Genomic DNA, 17,648 nt, shown 5'->3' with positions numbered 1-17,648 from the left:
CGGCGGCCCCGGCACGGGCCCACCGGTCTCACGCCGCACCGGCGGTGGTCCACTCGTACTGCCGGTGGTAGCCCTTGGTCCCGTTGAACACCAGCAGCTCCCGCTCGATGCCGAACCGGGACAGCAGCGGGGCGCACCGCGCGGCCTCGGCAGGCCGGTCGCGCTCCGGCACCAGGCACCGCGCGTTCCCGGCCAGCAGTTCGGTGTACTCGGCGAAGTCCACCTCGAAGCGGGCGGCCAGGTGGTCGCCGATCCGCGCCTCCCGCACCGCCGCGGCCGACTCGCCGTCCACCACCCCGCTGAAGAACTCCGACGCGCAGCCCGACCCGTAGGAGTACAGGCCGACGCGGGCACCGCCCTCGACGTCCGCCGCGTCCAGCAGGCTGGCCAGCGCCAGGTACACCGAGCCCGAGCAGAGGTTGCCCACCAGCCGGGGGTACCGCAGGGAGGGCTCCAGCCGCCGCGCGAAGTCGGTCTCGACCTCCTGCCGCGACGGCGCGGGCCGCACGTCCCGCATCACCGCCCGGTGCGCCGCCCGCACGATCCCCGCGAACGGCGTGTGCATGGCCAGCAGGTCGAAGGTCTCGGCGAACCCGGCCTCCTCCACGCGGTCGGCGTAGTCGCGGAACGCGCCGCGCAGGCAGTCGATGTAGGCGAACAGCGACCGGTCGGAGTCCGCCACGTCGAAGGTGGGGCCGGGCCGCGCGGAGTCGAAGGTCTCGTAGCTGTGCAGGCCGAACGCGCCCTGGTCCAGCGCCAGCACCCTGGGCCGGTCGCCGACGAGCATGGCCGCCGCGCCCGTGCCCATGGCGGGCTCGGTGTACTCGGCGCGTTCGTCCACAACGGACACGTCCGTTCCGATGACCAGGGCCTTGGCCCCCGGTGACAACCCGCTCGCGACGTACGCGGCGGCCAGCTGCACGCCCGCCGTGGCCGCGTAGCACGCCTGCTTGACCTCGATGGTCCGGCAGCGGCGGCTCAAGCCCAGCTGCTCGTGCACGTAGGAGGCGACCGACTTGCTGTAGTCCACACCGGACTCGGTCGAGGTGACCAGCAGCTCGATCGACGCCCGCTCGACCGGGTCGAGCCGGTCGAGCAGCGGCTTGGCCGCGTTCACCGCGTTGGTCACCGGGTCCTCGCAGGGCAGCGCCACGGACTTCTGGTCCATCATCAGGTTCGGCAGGCGCGCCGGGTCCAGCCCGCGCCCGGCGAACAGCGCGGCCACCGGGATGCGGGCGAGGCCGCAATAGACGTTGAGCGCCTCGATGCCGATCGGCGCAGTGCTCACTTGCCCATCCTCTCGTACAGGAACTCGGTCAGCGCGCCGATGTTCGGCAGGTCGCTGAAGCTCGCCAGCGGCTCGCGCACGCCGAGCCGGTCCAGGACCGACAGGATGATCTCCACGCGGTCCACGGAGTCGGCGCCGAGGTCGCGCAGGTGCTTGTCGGCGGTGATGTCGGCCCGCGCGACGCCCGGCACGATCTCCGCGACGGCGGCGAGGATCGCCCGCTCGACCTCGGCCCGGCCGCCGCGCGGCGGCCGCGGGGCGGTCATGCCGCACCCGCGCGCACGCGCAGCAGGCAGACCGCGAGCAGCGAGCCGTGGCGGCGGTCGCGCAGGACCACCTCGACCAGTTCGTCGGTCTGGTCGTCCCGCTTGCGCCACAGGTCCACCCGCACCCGCACGACGGCGTCGCCGTCGGCGTTGCCCAGGTAGCACACCCGCTGGTCCAGGACCACCCGGTCGAGGTAGTCGCGCACACCGCGGCCAAGGTGCCGCCACAGCCGCAGCAGGGCCCAGTCGACGATCGCGAAGTAGGAGGCGAAGTACAGCAGGCCCACGCCGTTGAGGTCGCGGCCCGCCTCGACCGGGTAGTCCGCGGTGAACCCGCGCACCGCAGGCCACCGGTCCGGCGGCGGTTCGGCCAGGAAGCTGCCGCGCCTGGCGTTCGCGCACGCCAGGCGCGGCGAGTGCGCCGGGGGCGGGGCGGGCAGGTGGTCGTGCCGGAAGCCGACGGGCGAGGCCCGCGCCAGGTCGCGGTTGCTGTGCTGCCTGGTGCGGGTGATCCAGCGGTTGAAGTTCTCCACCAGCAGGTCACCCGGTCGCGGACCGCCGTAGAAGGCGTCCGGGTCCAGCGGTTCGGGCGCCGCGCCGGTGTCCACGCGGATGCGGTGCACCGTCAACACGGACTCGCTGCCGCAGTCGAGCACACGGGACACCACCTGCAGCCGGTCCCCGAACGCGATGCCGGTCGGGTGCAGCTCGCGGCTGCCGCGGATGCGGTAGTAGTAGAACGACAGGTACGTGGGCTCGCCCCGCTCGTCCACCGCGCGGTAGGCGTCCACGCCGCACAACGCGCTCACCGCGTCCCACGTCCAGTCGCCCACCCGACCGGCGAACAGCGAGACCGGTCCGCACATGCCGGGGCTGGCGGTCTCGGTGCGGACCAGCGAGCCGTCCGCCATCGGCCGCGGGTGGGCGGCGGGGACCGGCGCGCTCATCGCGCCGCCCCGCCGTCGCTCGCCGCGCTCCCAGCGGTGAACTCCACCAGCAGCCGGTTGACCTCCTCGGCGTGCGTCAGGCACGGGAAGTGGCCCGCGCCGGGCAGCTCGACGTACCGCGAGTCCGGTATCGCGCCGTGCAGCAGGTGCGCGGTCTTGAGCGGGATGACGGTGTCGTGGCTGCCCTGGACGATCAGCGTCGGCGCGGCCACGTCGCCCAGGCGCGCCGCCAGGTCCGGCCGGGCCGCGAAGACGTCGAGGTAGCGCAAGCCGGTCTCCGGGTCCATGCTCTCGCAGCGCAGCAGCGTGCGTTCGAGTTCGGCGCGCCGCTCGGCCAGCCGCTCCCCGCCCGGCGCGGTGAGCACGTGGTCGAAGTCCTGGCGGGCCACCGCTTCCAGCCGGTCGAGCCCGCCGACCCGGTTGCCGATGCGGTACGAGCTGCCGATGAGGGTCAGCGTCGCGCAGTCCTCGGGGTGGTCCAGGGCGAACGCCAGCGCGGTGAGGCCGCCGAAGGACGCCCCCGCGACGTGCACCGGTCCGGTCACGCCTAATCCGCGCAGCGCCGCGCGGGTGAGCGCGGAGATGCCCGCCAGGGTGATGTCGGCGGCTCCCGCCGAGGCCCCGACGCCGGGGTGGTGCGCGCATACCACGCGGTGGCTCCCGCTCAGCGCGGCGAACTGGCGGGCGAACAGCCCCGCGCCGATGTTGAACGGCGGCATGAGCAGCACGGTCGGCCCGTCGCCCGCGGTGAACACCTCGACCACGGCGCCGCCGTCGACGGGGACCAGGTGCCGCTGGACGTCGGGGTGGTGCTCCCGCAGCACGGCCAGGTTGCCGTCGTCGGGCGTCCCGGCTGCCGGTGCGGCGCTCCGCGCGGGGTTTCGCGGCCGCAGCACCGGCACCAGCCGCTGACCCGCGCGCACCGCATCGTCGACGGACCACCCCAGTGGCACCGCGAGCCGCACGCACCGCCGCAGTTCCGGCGTGTCGCCCAGGTGCGGGGCACCCCGCACACCGGCGGTGAACATCCTGGCCACCACCTCCCGGACCGGGTCGGCGACGTCGCCCGCGACCCGCGCGGCGTCGACCAGGACGCAGTGCCCGCCGGGCGGCCCGGCCAGGGGCACGCCCGCACCGTCGAGCACCTCCCGCAGTGCGCGGACCGCCGCCACGCGGGTGCGGACCAGCGCGGCCACCGCGTCGGTGTCCGCGAGCGCGGCGGCGGCCAGCTTGCGGCCCGCCAGCGGCAGGTCGCGCCCACCGGCGGCCAGCTGCGCCGAGACCGCGTCGGCCAGCGCCCCGTCGCCGGTGGCCAGCAGACCACCCGCCGTGACCCCGAAGTCCTTGGTGAGGCTCATGGTCACCGCGTCGGCGCACGAGAGCAGGCTGTGCACCACCTTCCACGGGTCCTTCCCGCCGTCGCCCTCCTCGGCCCCGGCGACGAGCAGGGCGTTGTCCACGACGCGGGTCGCGTCCAGCACGACCGGCACGCCGCGCCGGTCGGCCAGCGCGCGCACGGCGGTCAGGTTCGCCTGCGAGACCGGGAGCCCGCCCGCCGCGTTGACCCCCAGCTCCAGGGACACGAACGCCACGTCCGGCCCGGACCGCTCCAGCACCTCGGCCAGCTCGTCCACGTCCACGTCGCCGCCGGTCGCGCCGCCCGCCCGGCGGACCGGGACCGGCGTGAAGCCGGCGGTCACCAGCGCCGCGAGCAGGGTGGGGAACAACCCGTTGTGCGGCACCGCGCCGCGCGGGCCCGGCCAGTTCGCGCACAGCAGCGCCTCCGCGGACCGGCCCGAGCCGACCAGCGCGGAGTACCCGAACGGCAGCCACGACGCGGCGACCTCCTCACCGCCCGCGCGGGCGGTGAGGTCGGCCGAGCGGCGGCGGATGACCTCGCCGTCCAGCTCCGCCCACGAGTCGGTCGCCAGGTCCAGCTCCACGGCGTCGTGCGGGAGCGCCAGCGGGTCGGGCGGGGTGGCGGGCGCGACGGCCGACGGCGCGCGCAGCTCGGGGTCGGCGATCATGAGGATGATCTCGGAAACCGGCGTGGGGTCGTCGGCGGGCCTGCACAGGTAGATCGGCAGGTTCACCGGCCGGAACTTGTTCTTGAACTGGAAGTTGCCCTCGCCGAAGACGCCCATCGAGCGCAGCTCGGCCAGTTCCCGCTCGATGCCGGGGTCGGCGTTGGGCGCGTCGCCCAGCTTGACGCCGAAGCTGGCGCCGAGGCTGAACGTGGTGCAGCCCTCGGCCACGATCACCCGGATGATCTCGGTGATGGCGTACTCCAGGCCGCCCAGCGGAGCTTCCGGCGGGTAGAACTCCAGGTCCAGCAGGTAACCCGGAGTGGACGGGATGCGGGTGACGACGATGGCGTTTGCCAGCTCGCCGTCGACACGGGTGAGGAACAGCCGGTGGCGGTCGGTCAGGCTGCCGGAGCGGATCTCGTCGCGCACCACCGCCACGTAGGGGTTGACCATCTGCTTGTTGCGCGTCCAGCGGTCGAGCATGGCCGCGACCTCGGCGTCGGTGGCCGGGTCGCTCCCGGAGCGGTACTCGACCGTCCGACAGGCGCCCTGTCGCTCGAAGCGGCGCACCATGTACCGCAACCGCGACATCCGGCTGCCGTCGAGGCCGAACGACGGCAGGTCCTCGATCCGCTGGAGCGCCCCGAACGGCGTGGCGGTGAGCGGTTGGCCGTCCACCTGCTCCAGGGGCGCCAGCGACAGGAAATTCGGTCGCAGCCCGTGCTCCCGGCAGTGGCGGACCAGTTCGGCGGCCAGCTCGTCGAACCGGTCGGCCGGGCCGACGTAGCTCCAGGCGAACAGCACGCCGTTGCGGACCGAGACGTTGAAGTAGCCCTGCTGCCGGGCCCCGATGAGGGCGAACGGGGCGATGTCCCGCCCGGCCAAGCCGCCCTCCATGCCGTGCGCCCGCTCCAGCTCGGCCACCGCGCGGGCCAGCTCCGGCCTGCCGGGCAGGTCCCGCTTGAGCACGACGATCGTGCCGCCCCGCTCGGCGACGGGTGGCGCGTCCGGCCGCCCGCCGCCGTCCGGGGTGGTGGTCAGGCGCTCCAGCGCGCTCGGGCCGTAGCGCTCGACCAGCTCCTCGGTGACCTCCGCCGTGGTGGGGCGGTCGAACAGCAGCGTCTTGCGCTGGGGGCCGAACCGCTTGTCCAGCTCGTTGACCAGGCGGAGCATGTCGAACGAGGTGAACCCGTTGTCGGTGAAGGTCAGCGCCGGGTCGACGGGTCTGCCGACGGTGGCCACGACCAGCTCCTCCAGCCGCCGCCGGACCTCCGCCGTGTCGATCACCGTGTCAACCGCCGTGTCCGCCTCGGCGTCGACCGCCGTGCCTGTCCCGACGTCGGCCGCCGAGGGGTCGCCCGCGCGGGGCGCCGACCGGCGCACGAAGCGCGCCAGCGCCTCGATCGAGTCGTGCTCGTAGAGGTCCGCGGCCTTGAGGTCCACCCCGTGGGCGTCGTTGAGCCAGCGGACCAGCTCCATCCGGAAGATCGAGTCGAGGCCAAGGTCGGCGAACGAGCCGTCCGGGCTCAGCCAGTCCGCGTCGACGCCGAGGATCACGGCGAGCCTGTCGCGGATGGCCGCCTCCACACCGTCCGCCTGCCCGGCGAGGGGGTGCTCGGCGGTCGCCGAGGATGGCTCCGGGGCGGACGGCGCTCCGGCCCGCCGGGGCACGGGGACGGGCCCGCCCGCGGCCGGTCCGGTGCCGCCGCGACCGGCGGGCCGCGCCAACCGGACCTTGGCCCGCGGCGCCTGCCTCGGAGTCTCGTCCCGCACGGGGTCGTCCTGCACCGTGTCCTCCTCGGGAACGTCGGTGGTTCGCTCGGTGAACCAGTGGGTGGTCTTGGCGAAGGGGAAACCGGGCAGGCCGGGCAGCCTGCGGACCGGGGCGGGCCACCGGGCCGCCCAGTCGACGCGCCGCCCGGCGACCCAAGCCGCGATCGGGTCCTCGTCGGGGTCCGCCGGGTCCGCGGCCTCCGCTTTCCGCCAACTGCCCGGCACCAGGCCCCGCACCAGCCCCGGCGCCGGGCGGTCCTCGGCGACCGCGCGCAGCGTCCGCAGCGCCTGCTCGTGGTCCTCCGCGAGGAAGCCGCACCGGTGGGGCAGCGCCTCGCGCCCGACCTGGAGCGTGCGGGCGACCCTGGCCAGCGGCAGGTGGGGACGCCGCGCGAGCAGGTCGGCCAGCCGCCCGGCGTACTCGGCCAGCGCCCGCGGGCTCGGCGCGGACAGCACGAACGCGTGCGGGCCGGGCGGCGAGGCGTCGTCCTCGGGCTCGACCAAGCCCTCCAGCACGACGTGGGCGTTCGTGCCGCCGAAGCCGAACGAGCTGATGCCCGCACGCCGGACCGGGGTGCCGTCGGGCAGGGTGGCCGCCTCCCAGTCGCGCAGCTCCGCGTTGAGGTAGAAGGGGCTGTCCGCGAGATCGAGGTACCTGTTGGGCCGCTCCAGGTTGATCGACGCGGGCAGCTTGCGGTGGTGCAGGCACAGCAGCACCTTGAGCAGGCTCGCCATGCCCGCGGCCGTCTCGAGATGGCCGGTGTTGGTCTTCACCGAGCCGATGCCGATCCACGGCGGCCCCTCGGGCGCGCCGAGTTCGGCGAACGCCTTGCGCAGCCCCTCCACCTCGACCGGATCGCCCAGCCGGGTGCCGGTGCCGTGCGCCTCGACGTAGCCGACCGTGCGCGGGTCCACCGCCGCTTCCCGGTGGGCCGCCACGATGACGCGGGCCTGCGCCTTCGGGTTGGGAGCCGTCAGCGACGTGGCCCGGCCGCCGTGGCCGACCGCGCTGCCGCGGATCACCGCGTACACGTGGTCGCCGTCGGCGAGCGCGCGGTCCAGCGGTTTGAGCAGGACGACGCCCACGCCCTCGCCGCGGCCGTAGCCGTCCGCGGCCTCGTCGAACGCCTTGCACCGGCCGTCCGGGCTGAGCATCCCGGAATCGGCGAAGGCGACGAACAGGCCGGGGCTCAGCAGCAGGTTCACGCCGCCGACCAGCGCCGCGTCGCACTCCCCCGACCGGATGGCCCGCACGGCCCGGTGCAGCGCCACCAGCGAGCTGGAGCACGCCGTGTCGACGGCCTCGCTCGGACCGCGCAGGTCGAGCAGGTGCGACACGCGGTTGGCCAGGATGCACGCGGCGATGCCGCTGGCCGAGTGCGCCTCCACCGGGACGCCGTGGGTCCGCAGCAGGTCGTCGTAGTCGCAGGCGGACACCGCGGCGAACAGCCCGGTGGCGGTGCCCGCGAACGACGACGGCGCGTAGCCCGCGTCCTCGACCGCACGCCACACCGTCTCCAGGAACAGCCGCTGCTGGGGGTCCATCAGCGCCGCTTCGCGGGGGGAGATGCCGAACAGCGCGGCGTCGAAGCGGCGGACGTCGTCCAGGAAGCCCGCCCGGACGTCCCTGGTGCGGTGGTCGGCGAGCAGGTCGGTCCGGTCCGGCGGGACCGGGCAGATCAGGTCGTCGCCGTCCACCAGGTGCTGCCAGAACCGGTCGACGTCCGCCGACCCCGGCAGGACACCCGCCATGCCCACCACCGCGACCGGCGACGGCCTGTCCGGCGCGGGTTCCGGGGTGGGCCTGGGGGCGGCCACCCTCACGTCCGCCGGGGCCGGTCCGCGGACCTCGCCCACTTCCACGTCACCGACTCCCTGGCCTGCCTGCTCCGCGTCACCGGCTTGCCGGCCCTCCGGTCCCGCTTCGAAGGCGGGTGCGGCGACCGGGGTGTCCGCGTTCACCGGCACGTCCGGCATCGCCGCGGTGGTCGCCCTCGCGGCCACCGCCGGGCCGTGCTCCTCGACCAGGTACCGGGCGAACGCGGCCAGGTTCACCGACTCGAACAGCACGGTCGGCAGGAGGTCCAGGTCGTAGCGCTCGTTGACCGCGCCGATCAGCTCGGTGAGCGAGATCGAGTCGAAGCCCGCGTCCATCAGGTCCGCGTCCAGGTCGACGTGCTGCTCCTCGACCAGCAGGAACCGCGCCGCGATCGACCTCAGCTCGGTCCGCACGAACGCCGCGGCGTCGGCCGGGGGCGGCACGGCCGCCTCGACGCGCTCGTCGGCGGGACGGGTGCCGCCCCCGGTGGCCACCACCAGGCAGTCCGCCCCGGCGGACAGGGCGCGGGCGAAGGCGGCCATGCCGTCCGCGGTGCCCAGCGGTGTGCTGCCCCACCGGCGGGCGAACAGCCGCCTGGTCGCGTCGGGGACGGTCATGCCGCCCTCTTCCCACAGCGGCCAGCAGATCGACACCGCCCGCCCCTGCCGCCGCCCCGCCGCGAGCAACCCGTTGCGCAGCGCGGCGAACTCGTCCAGGAAGGCGTTGGCGTAGGCGTAGTCGACCTGCCCGAGGTTGCCGGTGCGGCCCGCGACCGACGAGAACAGCACGAAGAAGTCCAGCGGTTCACCCGCCGTGGCCGCGTCCGCGTGCACCGCGCCGAGCACCTTGGCGCCCAGGACCTCCGCGACGTCCTCGGGCGACTTGCGCACGGCCAGCGAGTCCCGCGTGACCCCCGCGGCGTGGACCAGACCGCACAGCGGTCCGTGCTCCCTGCGCACCTCGTCCACGAGCCGCCGCACGTCTCGCTGGTCGGCCAGGTCGACCCGCCGGTACACCACGGTCGAACCGGGCCCCGCCAGGCCGCGCGGGTCCGGCGCGCCGGGGTCCGAGCGACCGGCCAGGACGACGGTGATCGGGGCCTGCCCGCTCAGGTGCTCGGCGAGCTTGCGCCCGAGCGCGCCCGCACCGCCGAGGACCAGGTAGGTGCCGCCCGCGCGCAGCGGGACGGCCGGGACCTCGCCGGGCGGGTCGACCGGTTCCAGGTCCGCCTCCCACCGACCCTCCCCGGTGCGGCGCACCTGCCGGACGCGGTCCTCCGGCGGCCCGGACGGCGTGGTGCGGCGCAGTTCGTCCACCAGCAGGCCCGCGGCGTCGGCGACGTCCTCGAAAGCCGCCGACACGCCGGTGAACCCGCTGTGCTCCAAGGCCAGCGTGCGCAGCATCGCGTGCAGCGCGGCGGGCACGGGCCGGTGCTCTCCCGGCCGCCGCTCGAACCCGGCGGCCACCCGCAGCGGTTTCCGCCCCCCGGCGGCCAGCACGGCGGTGGTGGCCCACAGCAGCGGGTACACCGCGGTGTCGAGTTCGACGGCGACGTCAGCGCCGTCGGTGGCGGGCGCCAAGTGCACGACGGCGTCGGGCAGCAGGTCCCGTTGCGCGAGGTCGGTCACCGCGGCGGTGAGGTCCGCGCGGCCGCCTGACGCCCGGACGCACCGGACCCCGGCCTCGGTCAGCCGCGCGGCGGTGGCTTCGGCGCCGAGGTCGTCGCCGAGCACCAGCGCGGTCCGCGGCAGGGATGCCGGTGGCGCGTCGACGCGCCGCCACACCGGCCGCGAGTACGTCAGGGACGCGTCGGAAGCCGCGCCGCCCCCTGCGGTTCCAGCGGGCGCGGGAGCGGGTCGGGGCAGCCAGAACCTCCTGCGGTCGAACGGGTAGGGCGGCATGGCCACTCGTCCCGGTGAGCCGCCGGGCCACAGCGCGCGCCAGTCGACGGGCGTCCCGCCGACCCACAGCTTCGCCAGCGCGCGCAATCGGCGCCCGGCGACCAGCTGGGCGACCAAGCCGTCCTCGTCCGCGGCCTCGCCGGGCCGTTCCGCCGTGCCCAGCACGACGCCCTCGGCGGACCGCCCGGCGCTCGCCGCGCGCAGCCGCTCCACCAGCTCCCCGCTGCCCCCCGCGACCACGGCGAGCCGCTCGCCGAACTCCGCGCGGCCCACCTGCGTGGTGTGCGCCAAGGCGGCGAGCGACAGGTCGAGCCGGGCGGCCACCGCGTCGGCCAGGTCGGCCGCCGCGGTGCGCAACTGCTCCGACGTGCGCGCGGACAGCAGGAACACCTGCTCGCCCTCGGCGGGCGCGGCGGCGGGTGGCCGGGCGTAGCCCTCGACGACCACGTGCGCGTTGGCCCCGCCCGCGCCGAACGAGCTGATCCCGGCCCGGCGCGGCGCGGCCCAGTCGACCGGTTCGGTCGGCAGGACGAACGGGGTGGACCGCAGGTCGATCTTCGGGTTGACCCGGAGCAGGTTCGCGCACGGCGCGACCACGCCGTGCCTGAGCTGGAGCAGCACCTTGGTCAGCCCGGCGATGCCCGCCGCGCCCTCCAGGTGCCCGATGTTGGCCTTGACCGACCCGACCAGGCACCGCTCGGGCCCGCCGACCTCGCGCAGGGCCTCGGACAGCGCGGCGAGTTCGATCGGGTCGCCCAACGACGTGCCGGTGCCGTGCGCCTCGACGAAGCCGATGGTGCGGGGGTCCACACCGGACTCGCGGATCGCCTCGGCCACCAGCCGGGCCTGCGCGTTCGGGTTCGGCACCGTGTACCCCGCGGTGCGCCCGCCCGCGTTGACGCGGGTGCCCTTGATCACCGCCCAGATGTCGTCCCCGTCCGCCTCGGCCGCCGCCAGCGGCTTGAGCAGCACCGCGCCGACGCCCTCCCCCGGCACGATGCCGTCGGCCCGCTCGTCGAAGACCTTGCAGGCCCCGTCCGGGGACAGCATCCGCATCGACGACAGCGCGACCAGGTGCGCGGGGTGCAGCACGAGGTTGACCCCGCCTGCGATGGCCATCCGGCACTCGCCCCTGCGCAGGCTCTGCACGGCCAGGTGCACCGCGGTCAGCGAGGACGAGCAGGCGGAGTCCACCGCGAAGCTCGGCCCGCGCAGGTCCAGCGTGTACGACACGCGGTTGGCGATGGACCAGTACGGCGAGTGCCCGTCGGTGAACCGGCCCGCCCGCCACCCGCCCGCCGCGGCCAGCTGGCCGTAGGTCCCGTACATCGTGCCGACGAACACACCCGTGGACCGCTCGCGGGTGGTGTCGGCGAGGTGACCCGAGTCCTGCAGCAGCGTCCACGCGGTCTCCAGGAACAACCGCTCCTGGGGGTCCATGGTCGCCGCGTCGCGGGGCAGGATGCCGAAGAAGCCGGGGTCGAACCGGTCGACCCCCTCGATGAACCCACCCCAGCGGCCGTAGCTGCGGTTCGGCTTCCCCGGTTCCGGGTCGTAGAGCTCGTCCCAGTCGAAACCGGCCCAGTCGAACCGCTCCGGCGGCACCGCGGTGACCGACCGCTGCCCCGCGCGGAGGTTGCGCCAGAACGCGTCGAGGTCCGGCGCGCCGGGATACCGGCCCGTCACGCCGATGACGGCGATGTCCCCCGAGGTGTCCCCCGAGGTGTCCCCCGGGAGGGCGTCGGCCGGAGCCTCCGCTGGGTCCTCCGCGGCGGGTGCGGCGGCGACGCGGCCGGGTGCCGCGTCCCGCCGCGATGGCGTGAGCACCGCCGCCAACCGGTCGCCGCAGTGCCGCTCGAAGTGCTCGGCCAGCTCCTCGATGGTCGTGCGCTGGAACAGCAGGGTGGCGGGCAGTTCGCCCAGGTCCCGCTCGAACCGGTCCACGATGGACAGGCTCACCAGCGAGTCCACCCCGAAGGTCTCGAACGTCGCCCGCTCGTCGAGGTCCGCCGAGCGGAACTTGAGCACCTCGGCGAACACCCGCCGGACGTAGTCGACGACGGCGGCGCGGGTGAGCGGTCCCGCCGGGACCGGCGGTCCGGCGGGTTCGACCCGCTGCCGCTCGGCCACCACGACGCACTGCGCCAGCCGGTCCTCCGGGGTGCCCGGCACGCCGCGCACGCGCCGCACCGCCAGTCCTGCCCCGGTCAGCGCGTCGCGCCACTGGGCGGGGCCGAGCAGCGGCGAGCGGTCCAGCCGCGCGGCCGGGTCGCGGAACCGCCACCAGCCGGGCGTCAGGCCGAACGTCGCGGTCAGGAAGTCGGTGGCCAGGGTGGCCTCGTTGACCACCAGCAGCCCGCCGGGGCGCAGCAGCCCGGCCACGGTGGCGAGCGCGCGGCCGATGTCGGCGGTGGCGTGCAGGACGTTGGCCGCGACCACGACGTCGTAGCCCGGCGCGGCCAGCCCTTGCGCCATCGGGTCCTGCTCGACGTCGAACAGCCCGAAGGTCACGTTGGGGTGCTCGACGCCGAAGCGCTCGCGCGCGCGGTTGAGGAACGCCGGGGACACGTCGGTGAAGTGCAGCCGGGGCAGCGGGTCGAGCCCGGCGCAGGCGTCGAGCACGAACGCGGTGCTCGCCCCGGTGCCCGCACCGACCTCCAGGACCTCCGCGGGCCGCCCCGTCGCCCGAGCGACCTCGCGGACCGCGGCCACCACCTCCTCGGCGACCAGCCGGTGGTGGAAGTCCGCGCCGGTGTTGCCCCGGTACACCTCGTCGAGCAGTTCCGTCGAGCCGCCGGGAAACAGCACCTCGACCCCGCGCCGGGTCCCCGCGAGCACCTCGGGCAGCGCCGCCGCGCAGGTGCGCAGCAGGCGCAGGTGGCCTGCCAGCTCCGGGTACCGGGCGGCGACTTCGGCCGTGGTGTCCTCGGGCACCGCGCCGGTGACCTCCACCCACCCGTCGCCCAGCCGGACCACGCCCGCGCGGACCAGCGCGTCCAGCACCGCGTCGAACAGCCTGCCCTGCTCCGGGGCCACGGGGAGCCGCTCGGCCAGGCAGGCGAGGTCCACCCGCTCGCCCGGTGCGGGCGCACCGGGCATCCCGAGGAACACGCGGGCCAGCAGCGCCCGGCTGCACTCGTCCAGCTCGGCGTATCCGGCGACGGCGCCCGCGATGTCGGGGTCCGGCCGGGGGCCCGCGCCCAGTCTCGCCAGCCCCTCCCCGGTGCCCTTCACCACCAGGGCCTGTGGCAGGCCTGCGCGCAGGACGCGCTCCAGCGCCGCGATGCCGTCGGCCGGTTCGAGCGGGGCGATGCCCAGGGCGGCGAATCGCTCCCGGTGCTCGGGTGTGGCGACGGCGCCGACGCTGCCCCAGTAGCCCCAGTCGATCGCGGTCGCGGGCAGGCCCGCGGCGCGCAGCGCCAGGGCACAGGCGTCCTCGAACCAGCTCGCGGCCGCGTAGTTGCCCTGGCCCGCGGCGTCGGTGCAGGTCACGGCGGAGGAGAAGTAGGCGAGGAAATCCAGCGGTTCGCCCGCCAGCGCCTCGCCGAGCGCGACGGCGCCTGCTGCCTTGGGCGCCAGCACCTCCAGCAAGTCCTCCTCGCGCATCGTGGCCAGCGCGCGGTCGCGCAGCACCATCGCGGCGTGCACGACCCCGTGCAAGGCCCCGAAGCGGGTCTTCGCCACGTCGACTGCGGCGCGCAGCGCGGCCGGGTCGCCCACGTCGCCCCGCAGGTAGGCGACCTGGCCGCCGAGCCGCTCGACCTCCGCACGGGCCGCCCGGACGCCGTCGTCCTCGGGGCGGCGGCCCAGCCAGACCAGGCGGGCCCCCACCGTGCGCGCGAGGTGCGCGCTGAAGGCGCGGCCGAGGCCGCCCGCCCCGCCGACGACCAGGTACGTGCCGCCGGGGCGGAACACCGCCCTGGCCGCCCCCTCCCCCGGCGCGGGGACCAGCCGCCGGACCAGCCGTCGCTCCCCGCGCAGCGCGACCACCCGCTCGGTGTGTTCCTCGCCCGCGATCCGCGCCGCGAGCAGCGGGTCCGCCGCGGCCGACCCGACGTCGACGCACCCGGCCCGCCAGCGGGGGTGCTCGGCCCGGATCGCGCCGACCAGCCCGACCAGCGCGGCGGCGGCAGGGTCGGGCACCTCCTCGCCGGACACCGCCACCGCGCCGCGCAGGACCACCGACAGGGTCAGCGGGTGCCTGGCCCAGCCCGCGTCAATCATGCCCCTCACCAGGCGGAACAGGTCGAGCACGGCCGAGTGCCCGGTGCGGTCGTCGGGCGCGGCGACCACGTGCACCACGTCGAACGGCCGCCGCGGGTCGCCCCACAGCGCGTCGGCCTCGGCGGGGGACACGCACACCGCGTGCTCCGGCTCCCCGTGGGCCAGCAGCGCCAGTGCGAGGGGGTCGTCGGGGGCGGCGACGACCGCCACCCTGCCCCGCGCCCGGCCCCGCGCCGCTGCCGTGGCCGGGGCCGGCTCCCACCGGGGCACGAACACCGTCTCCGGGACGAGATCCGCGTCCTCCGCCAACGGCCCGTCGGTGCGGGCGGGCTCGGGCGCCGCACGCAGGCGCAGGCCGTCCAAGCGCACGCAGACGTGCCCCGCGGCATCGGCGACGCGAACGGAGAACCGGAAGTCGCCCTCCTTGCGCACGTGGGCGTAGCGCGGTGCGGCCCGCCGGTCGAGGACGTCCACGCGCTCCACCGCGAAGGGCAGCAGCGGCCGGGGGTTCGCGCCCTCGGCCACCAGCACCACGGCGGCCTGGAGAGCGGCGTCGAGGGTGGCCGGGACCAGTGCGGCGCCCGCCGGGTCCACCCGGTCCGCCGCGCGCAGCACGCCGATCGCCTCGTCACGGCCCCGGCGCAACTCCTCCAGGCCCCGGTGGTCGCCGCGGTAGTCCAGACCGGCCGACGCGAAGCGCCGGTACACCTGCTCGACCGGGACCGGCTCGGGGCAGCGCTCGCTCACCGCCGCCGCGTCGAGGCGCTCGCCGTCGTCGGTGAGCGGGTGGACCGCGCCGTGGGCGCACTCCCCCGACTCGTCGGCCAGGGTCACGGCGACGCCGTCGCGCTTCGGCCGCACCACCAGCGACACCGTGCGGGGAGCCCGGACCACCAGCGGCCGGGACCACCGCAGACCGCGGATGGCCACCGCCCCCTCGACCGGGGCGACCGAGGCCAGCAGCAGGACCGAGGCGGTGGCGGGCAGCACTGGCGCCCCGCCGACGTGGTGGCAGGCGACCAGCCAGTGGTCCGGGGTCAGCCGCAGCTCGTGGGTGGTGGTGTCACCGGACCGGGTGGTTCCGCTCAGCAGGGGCGCGTCGTCCGCCCGCACCCAGTGCCGCTCGCGGGCGAAGGGGTACGGCGGCAGCGGCACCCGGCGCACCGGGCGGTCCCGGTGGTGCTCCGCCCAGTCGGGGTCCTCGCCGCGGGCGTAGGCCAGCGCGAGGTCGCGCAGCGCCTGCGGGGCCGTCCGGTCCGCGGCGGGCGGGGTGCGGCCGTCCGCCACGGCGCGCAGCCACGCCAGCAGGGCCGCGCGGTCGGCCACGACGACCGCGGCCCGCGCCCGCAGGTGGCGACGCCCCACCGCCAGGGTGTGCGCGACGTCGGCGAGGCGGTGGCCAGCTCCCGGTCCGTCGAGGTGGTCGGCCAGGTCCGCCGCCCGGCGGCGCAGCCCCTCCTCGTCGCGCGCGGAGAGCACGACCACCTCGGCGCGGGAGTTCGGCGCGCCCTCCGTCCGCGCGGGCGGTTCCGCCACCACGACGTGGCAGTTGACCCCGCTGAAGCCGAAGCTGCTCACCGCCGCCACCCGCCGCCCGGACGGCCCCGGCGGCCACGGCTCCAGCTCGCGCACCACGCGCAGCGGCCCCGCGCCGAAGTCGATGTGGGGGTTGGGCACCTCGTAGCCCGGCGTGGGCGGCAGCTGGCCGTGCCGCAGCGCCAGCAGCACCTTCAGCAGGCCGGCGATCCCGGCCGCCACGGTGGTGTGCCCGATGTTGCCCTTCACCGACCCGAGACCGCTGCTGGTCCGGCCGTCCGCCGGGCTCAGCGCCGCGTTGAGCGCCTTCACCTCGATCGGGTCGCCCAGCTCGGTGCCGGTGCCGTGCGCCTCCACGTACCCGACGTCCGCGGGCCGGACGCCCGCGAGGTCGTGCACGCGCCTGATCAGGTCGGCCTGCGCGCGGGCGCTGGGCGCGGTGATGCCGTTGGTCTTGCCGTCGCTGTTTACGCCGCTGGCGAGGATCACGCCGTGGACGTGGTCGCCGTCGGCCAGCGCGCGGTCGAGCTTCTTGAGCACCACCACGCCGACGCCCTCGCCCAGCACGATGCCGTCGGCGCCCGCGTCGAACGGGCGGCAGCGGCCCGTGGGCGACAACATGCCGGTCCTGCTGGTCCAGACGTGCATCTTGGGCGTGCACATGACCGCGACACCGCCCGCCACCGCCGCGTCGCACTCGCCGCGCAGCAGGCTGGCGCAGGCCAGGTCCAGCGCCACCAACGAGGACGAGCACGCGGTGTCCAGGGCTACCGCGGGACCGCTGAAGTCGAGCAGGTACGCGATGCGGGCCGCCAGCACGGACGGCGCGTTGCCCAGGAACGCCTGGGCGGACAGCCCCCGGCCCGCCGCGTCGAGCAGGTCGGTGTAGTCCCCGGCGGCGCACCCCGCGAACACGCCCCAGGGGCGCCTGCCGCGGTCGCCCGCGTAGCCCGCGTCCTCCAGCGCGGCCCACGCGTGGCGCAGGAACAGCCGCTGCTGCGGGTCCATCGCCTCGGCGTCGAGCGGTGACAGGTTGAACAGCTGCGCGTCGAACACGTCGACGTCGTCCAGCATCGCCGCCCACTTGCTGTAGGTGCGGTCCGGCGCCCGCCGGTCGGGGTCGAAGTGCTCGCCCACGTCCCACCGGTGCGGTGGCACCTCGCGGATGCTGCACCGGCCCCTGGCCAGGTTGTCCCAGAACGCGTCGAGGTCAGGGGCGTCGGGGAAGCTGCCCGACATGCCGATGACCGCGATCTCCCGCCCCGTGGTGGGCGGCTCGGCCGCTCCCCGCGCGGGAGCGGGCGGTGCGACCACCGGCCGCGGATCGGTGGGCAGGGGCGTCAGCCTCACCTGACCGGCACCCGGAGCGGGCTCCGGGTTCTTCTCCAGGACCGATTCGGGGACCGATTCGGGGACCGATTCGGGGGCCGATTCGGGGGCCGATTCGGGGGCCGCCACCCGCGCGGAGGCGACCGGCGGTTCGGGCGCGGGCTGCGCCTCGACGCGCCGGGGACCGGGATCGGTCGCGGCGGCGCGGAGGGCGGCGGACCGCGTCAGGTCCTCGGCCACCGCCTCGGCGAGCGCGGGCACGGTCGGCCGGTCGTACACGGCGGTGGAGTCCAGATCAGTGCCCAGGCGGCGGTTGAGCTTGCCGATGATCTCCACCGCGCCGACCGAGTCCAGCCCCATCTCGGCGAACGTGCGGTCCGAGTCGATCTCCTCCCGGTCGAGGTAGAGCACCTCGCCGAGCACGTCCTCCACCTCGGCGCGGACGTCCTCGGCCGTCACCGCCACCGCCACCGGCACCTGCGCCGGTGCTCCAGGCGCGACGGGTTCGGGCGCGACGGGTTCGGGCGCGACGGGTTCG

The 17,648-nt window shown here is 75.9% G+C and carries 4 protein-coding genes; all 4 read right to left on the bottom strand.

The genetic code is table 11. The annotated features are described in order from the left end of the window. Window positions 1-28: 28 nt before the first annotated feature. From IEZ00_RS12295 to IEZ00_RS12280, 4 genes are read right to left on the bottom strand one after another with little or no spacing between them, the layout of a single operon-like run. On the bottom strand, window positions 29-1,288 hold the full coding sequence (locus IEZ00_RS12295) for a hydroxymethylglutaryl-CoA synthase family protein (protein WP_189223362.1): 1,260 nt from the start codon (window positions 1,286-1,288) through the stop codon (window positions 29-31). Then, complete coding sequence (locus IEZ00_RS12290; RefSeq protein WP_189223361.1) at window positions 1,285-1,554, bottom strand: phosphopantetheine-binding protein; 270 nt, start codon at window positions 1,552-1,554, stop codon at window positions 1,285-1,287. Before IEZ00_RS12290 ends, IEZ00_RS12295 begins: the two co-directional genes overlap by 4 nt. Then, window positions 1,551-2,501: an LnmK family bifunctional acyltransferase/decarboxylase gene (locus tag IEZ00_RS12285; RefSeq protein ID WP_189223360.1), complete on the bottom strand. Its 951-nt coding sequence runs from the start codon at window positions 2,499-2,501 to the stop codon at window positions 1,551-1,553. Before IEZ00_RS12285 ends, IEZ00_RS12290 begins: the two co-directional genes overlap by 4 nt. Continuing rightward, the gene (locus IEZ00_RS12280) at window positions 2,498-17,587 is read right to left on the bottom strand and encodes an SDR family NAD(P)-dependent oxidoreductase (RefSeq protein WP_189223359.1); all 15,090 of its coding nucleotides are present in this window, start codon (window positions 17,585-17,587) and stop codon (window positions 2,498-2,500) included. The genes IEZ00_RS12285 and IEZ00_RS12280 overlap by 4 nt, the downstream gene beginning before the upstream one ends. Between the last annotated feature and the right edge of the window lie 61 nt (window positions 17,588-17,648).

This window comes from Saccharothrix coeruleofusca (assembly GCF_014648515.1).
Taxonomy (GTDB): domain Bacteria; phylum Actinomycetota; class Actinomycetes; order Mycobacteriales; family Pseudonocardiaceae; genus Actinosynnema; species Actinosynnema coeruleofuscum.
The sequence above is the reverse complement of the archived record's forward strand: the minus strand, read 5'-3'. Positions and strand labels throughout refer to the sequence as shown.

What these genes read in the sequence shown, in the direction of transcription:
- IEZ00_RS12290 (WP_189223361.1), bottom strand. Translation starts at nt 1,554, where the DNA reads ATGACCGCCCCGCGGCCGCCGCGCGGCGGCCGGGCCGAGGTCGAGCGG.
- IEZ00_RS12285 (WP_189223360.1), bottom strand. Translation starts at nt 2,501, where the DNA reads ATGAGCGCGCCGGTCCCCGCCGCCCACCCGCGGCCGATGGCGGACGGC.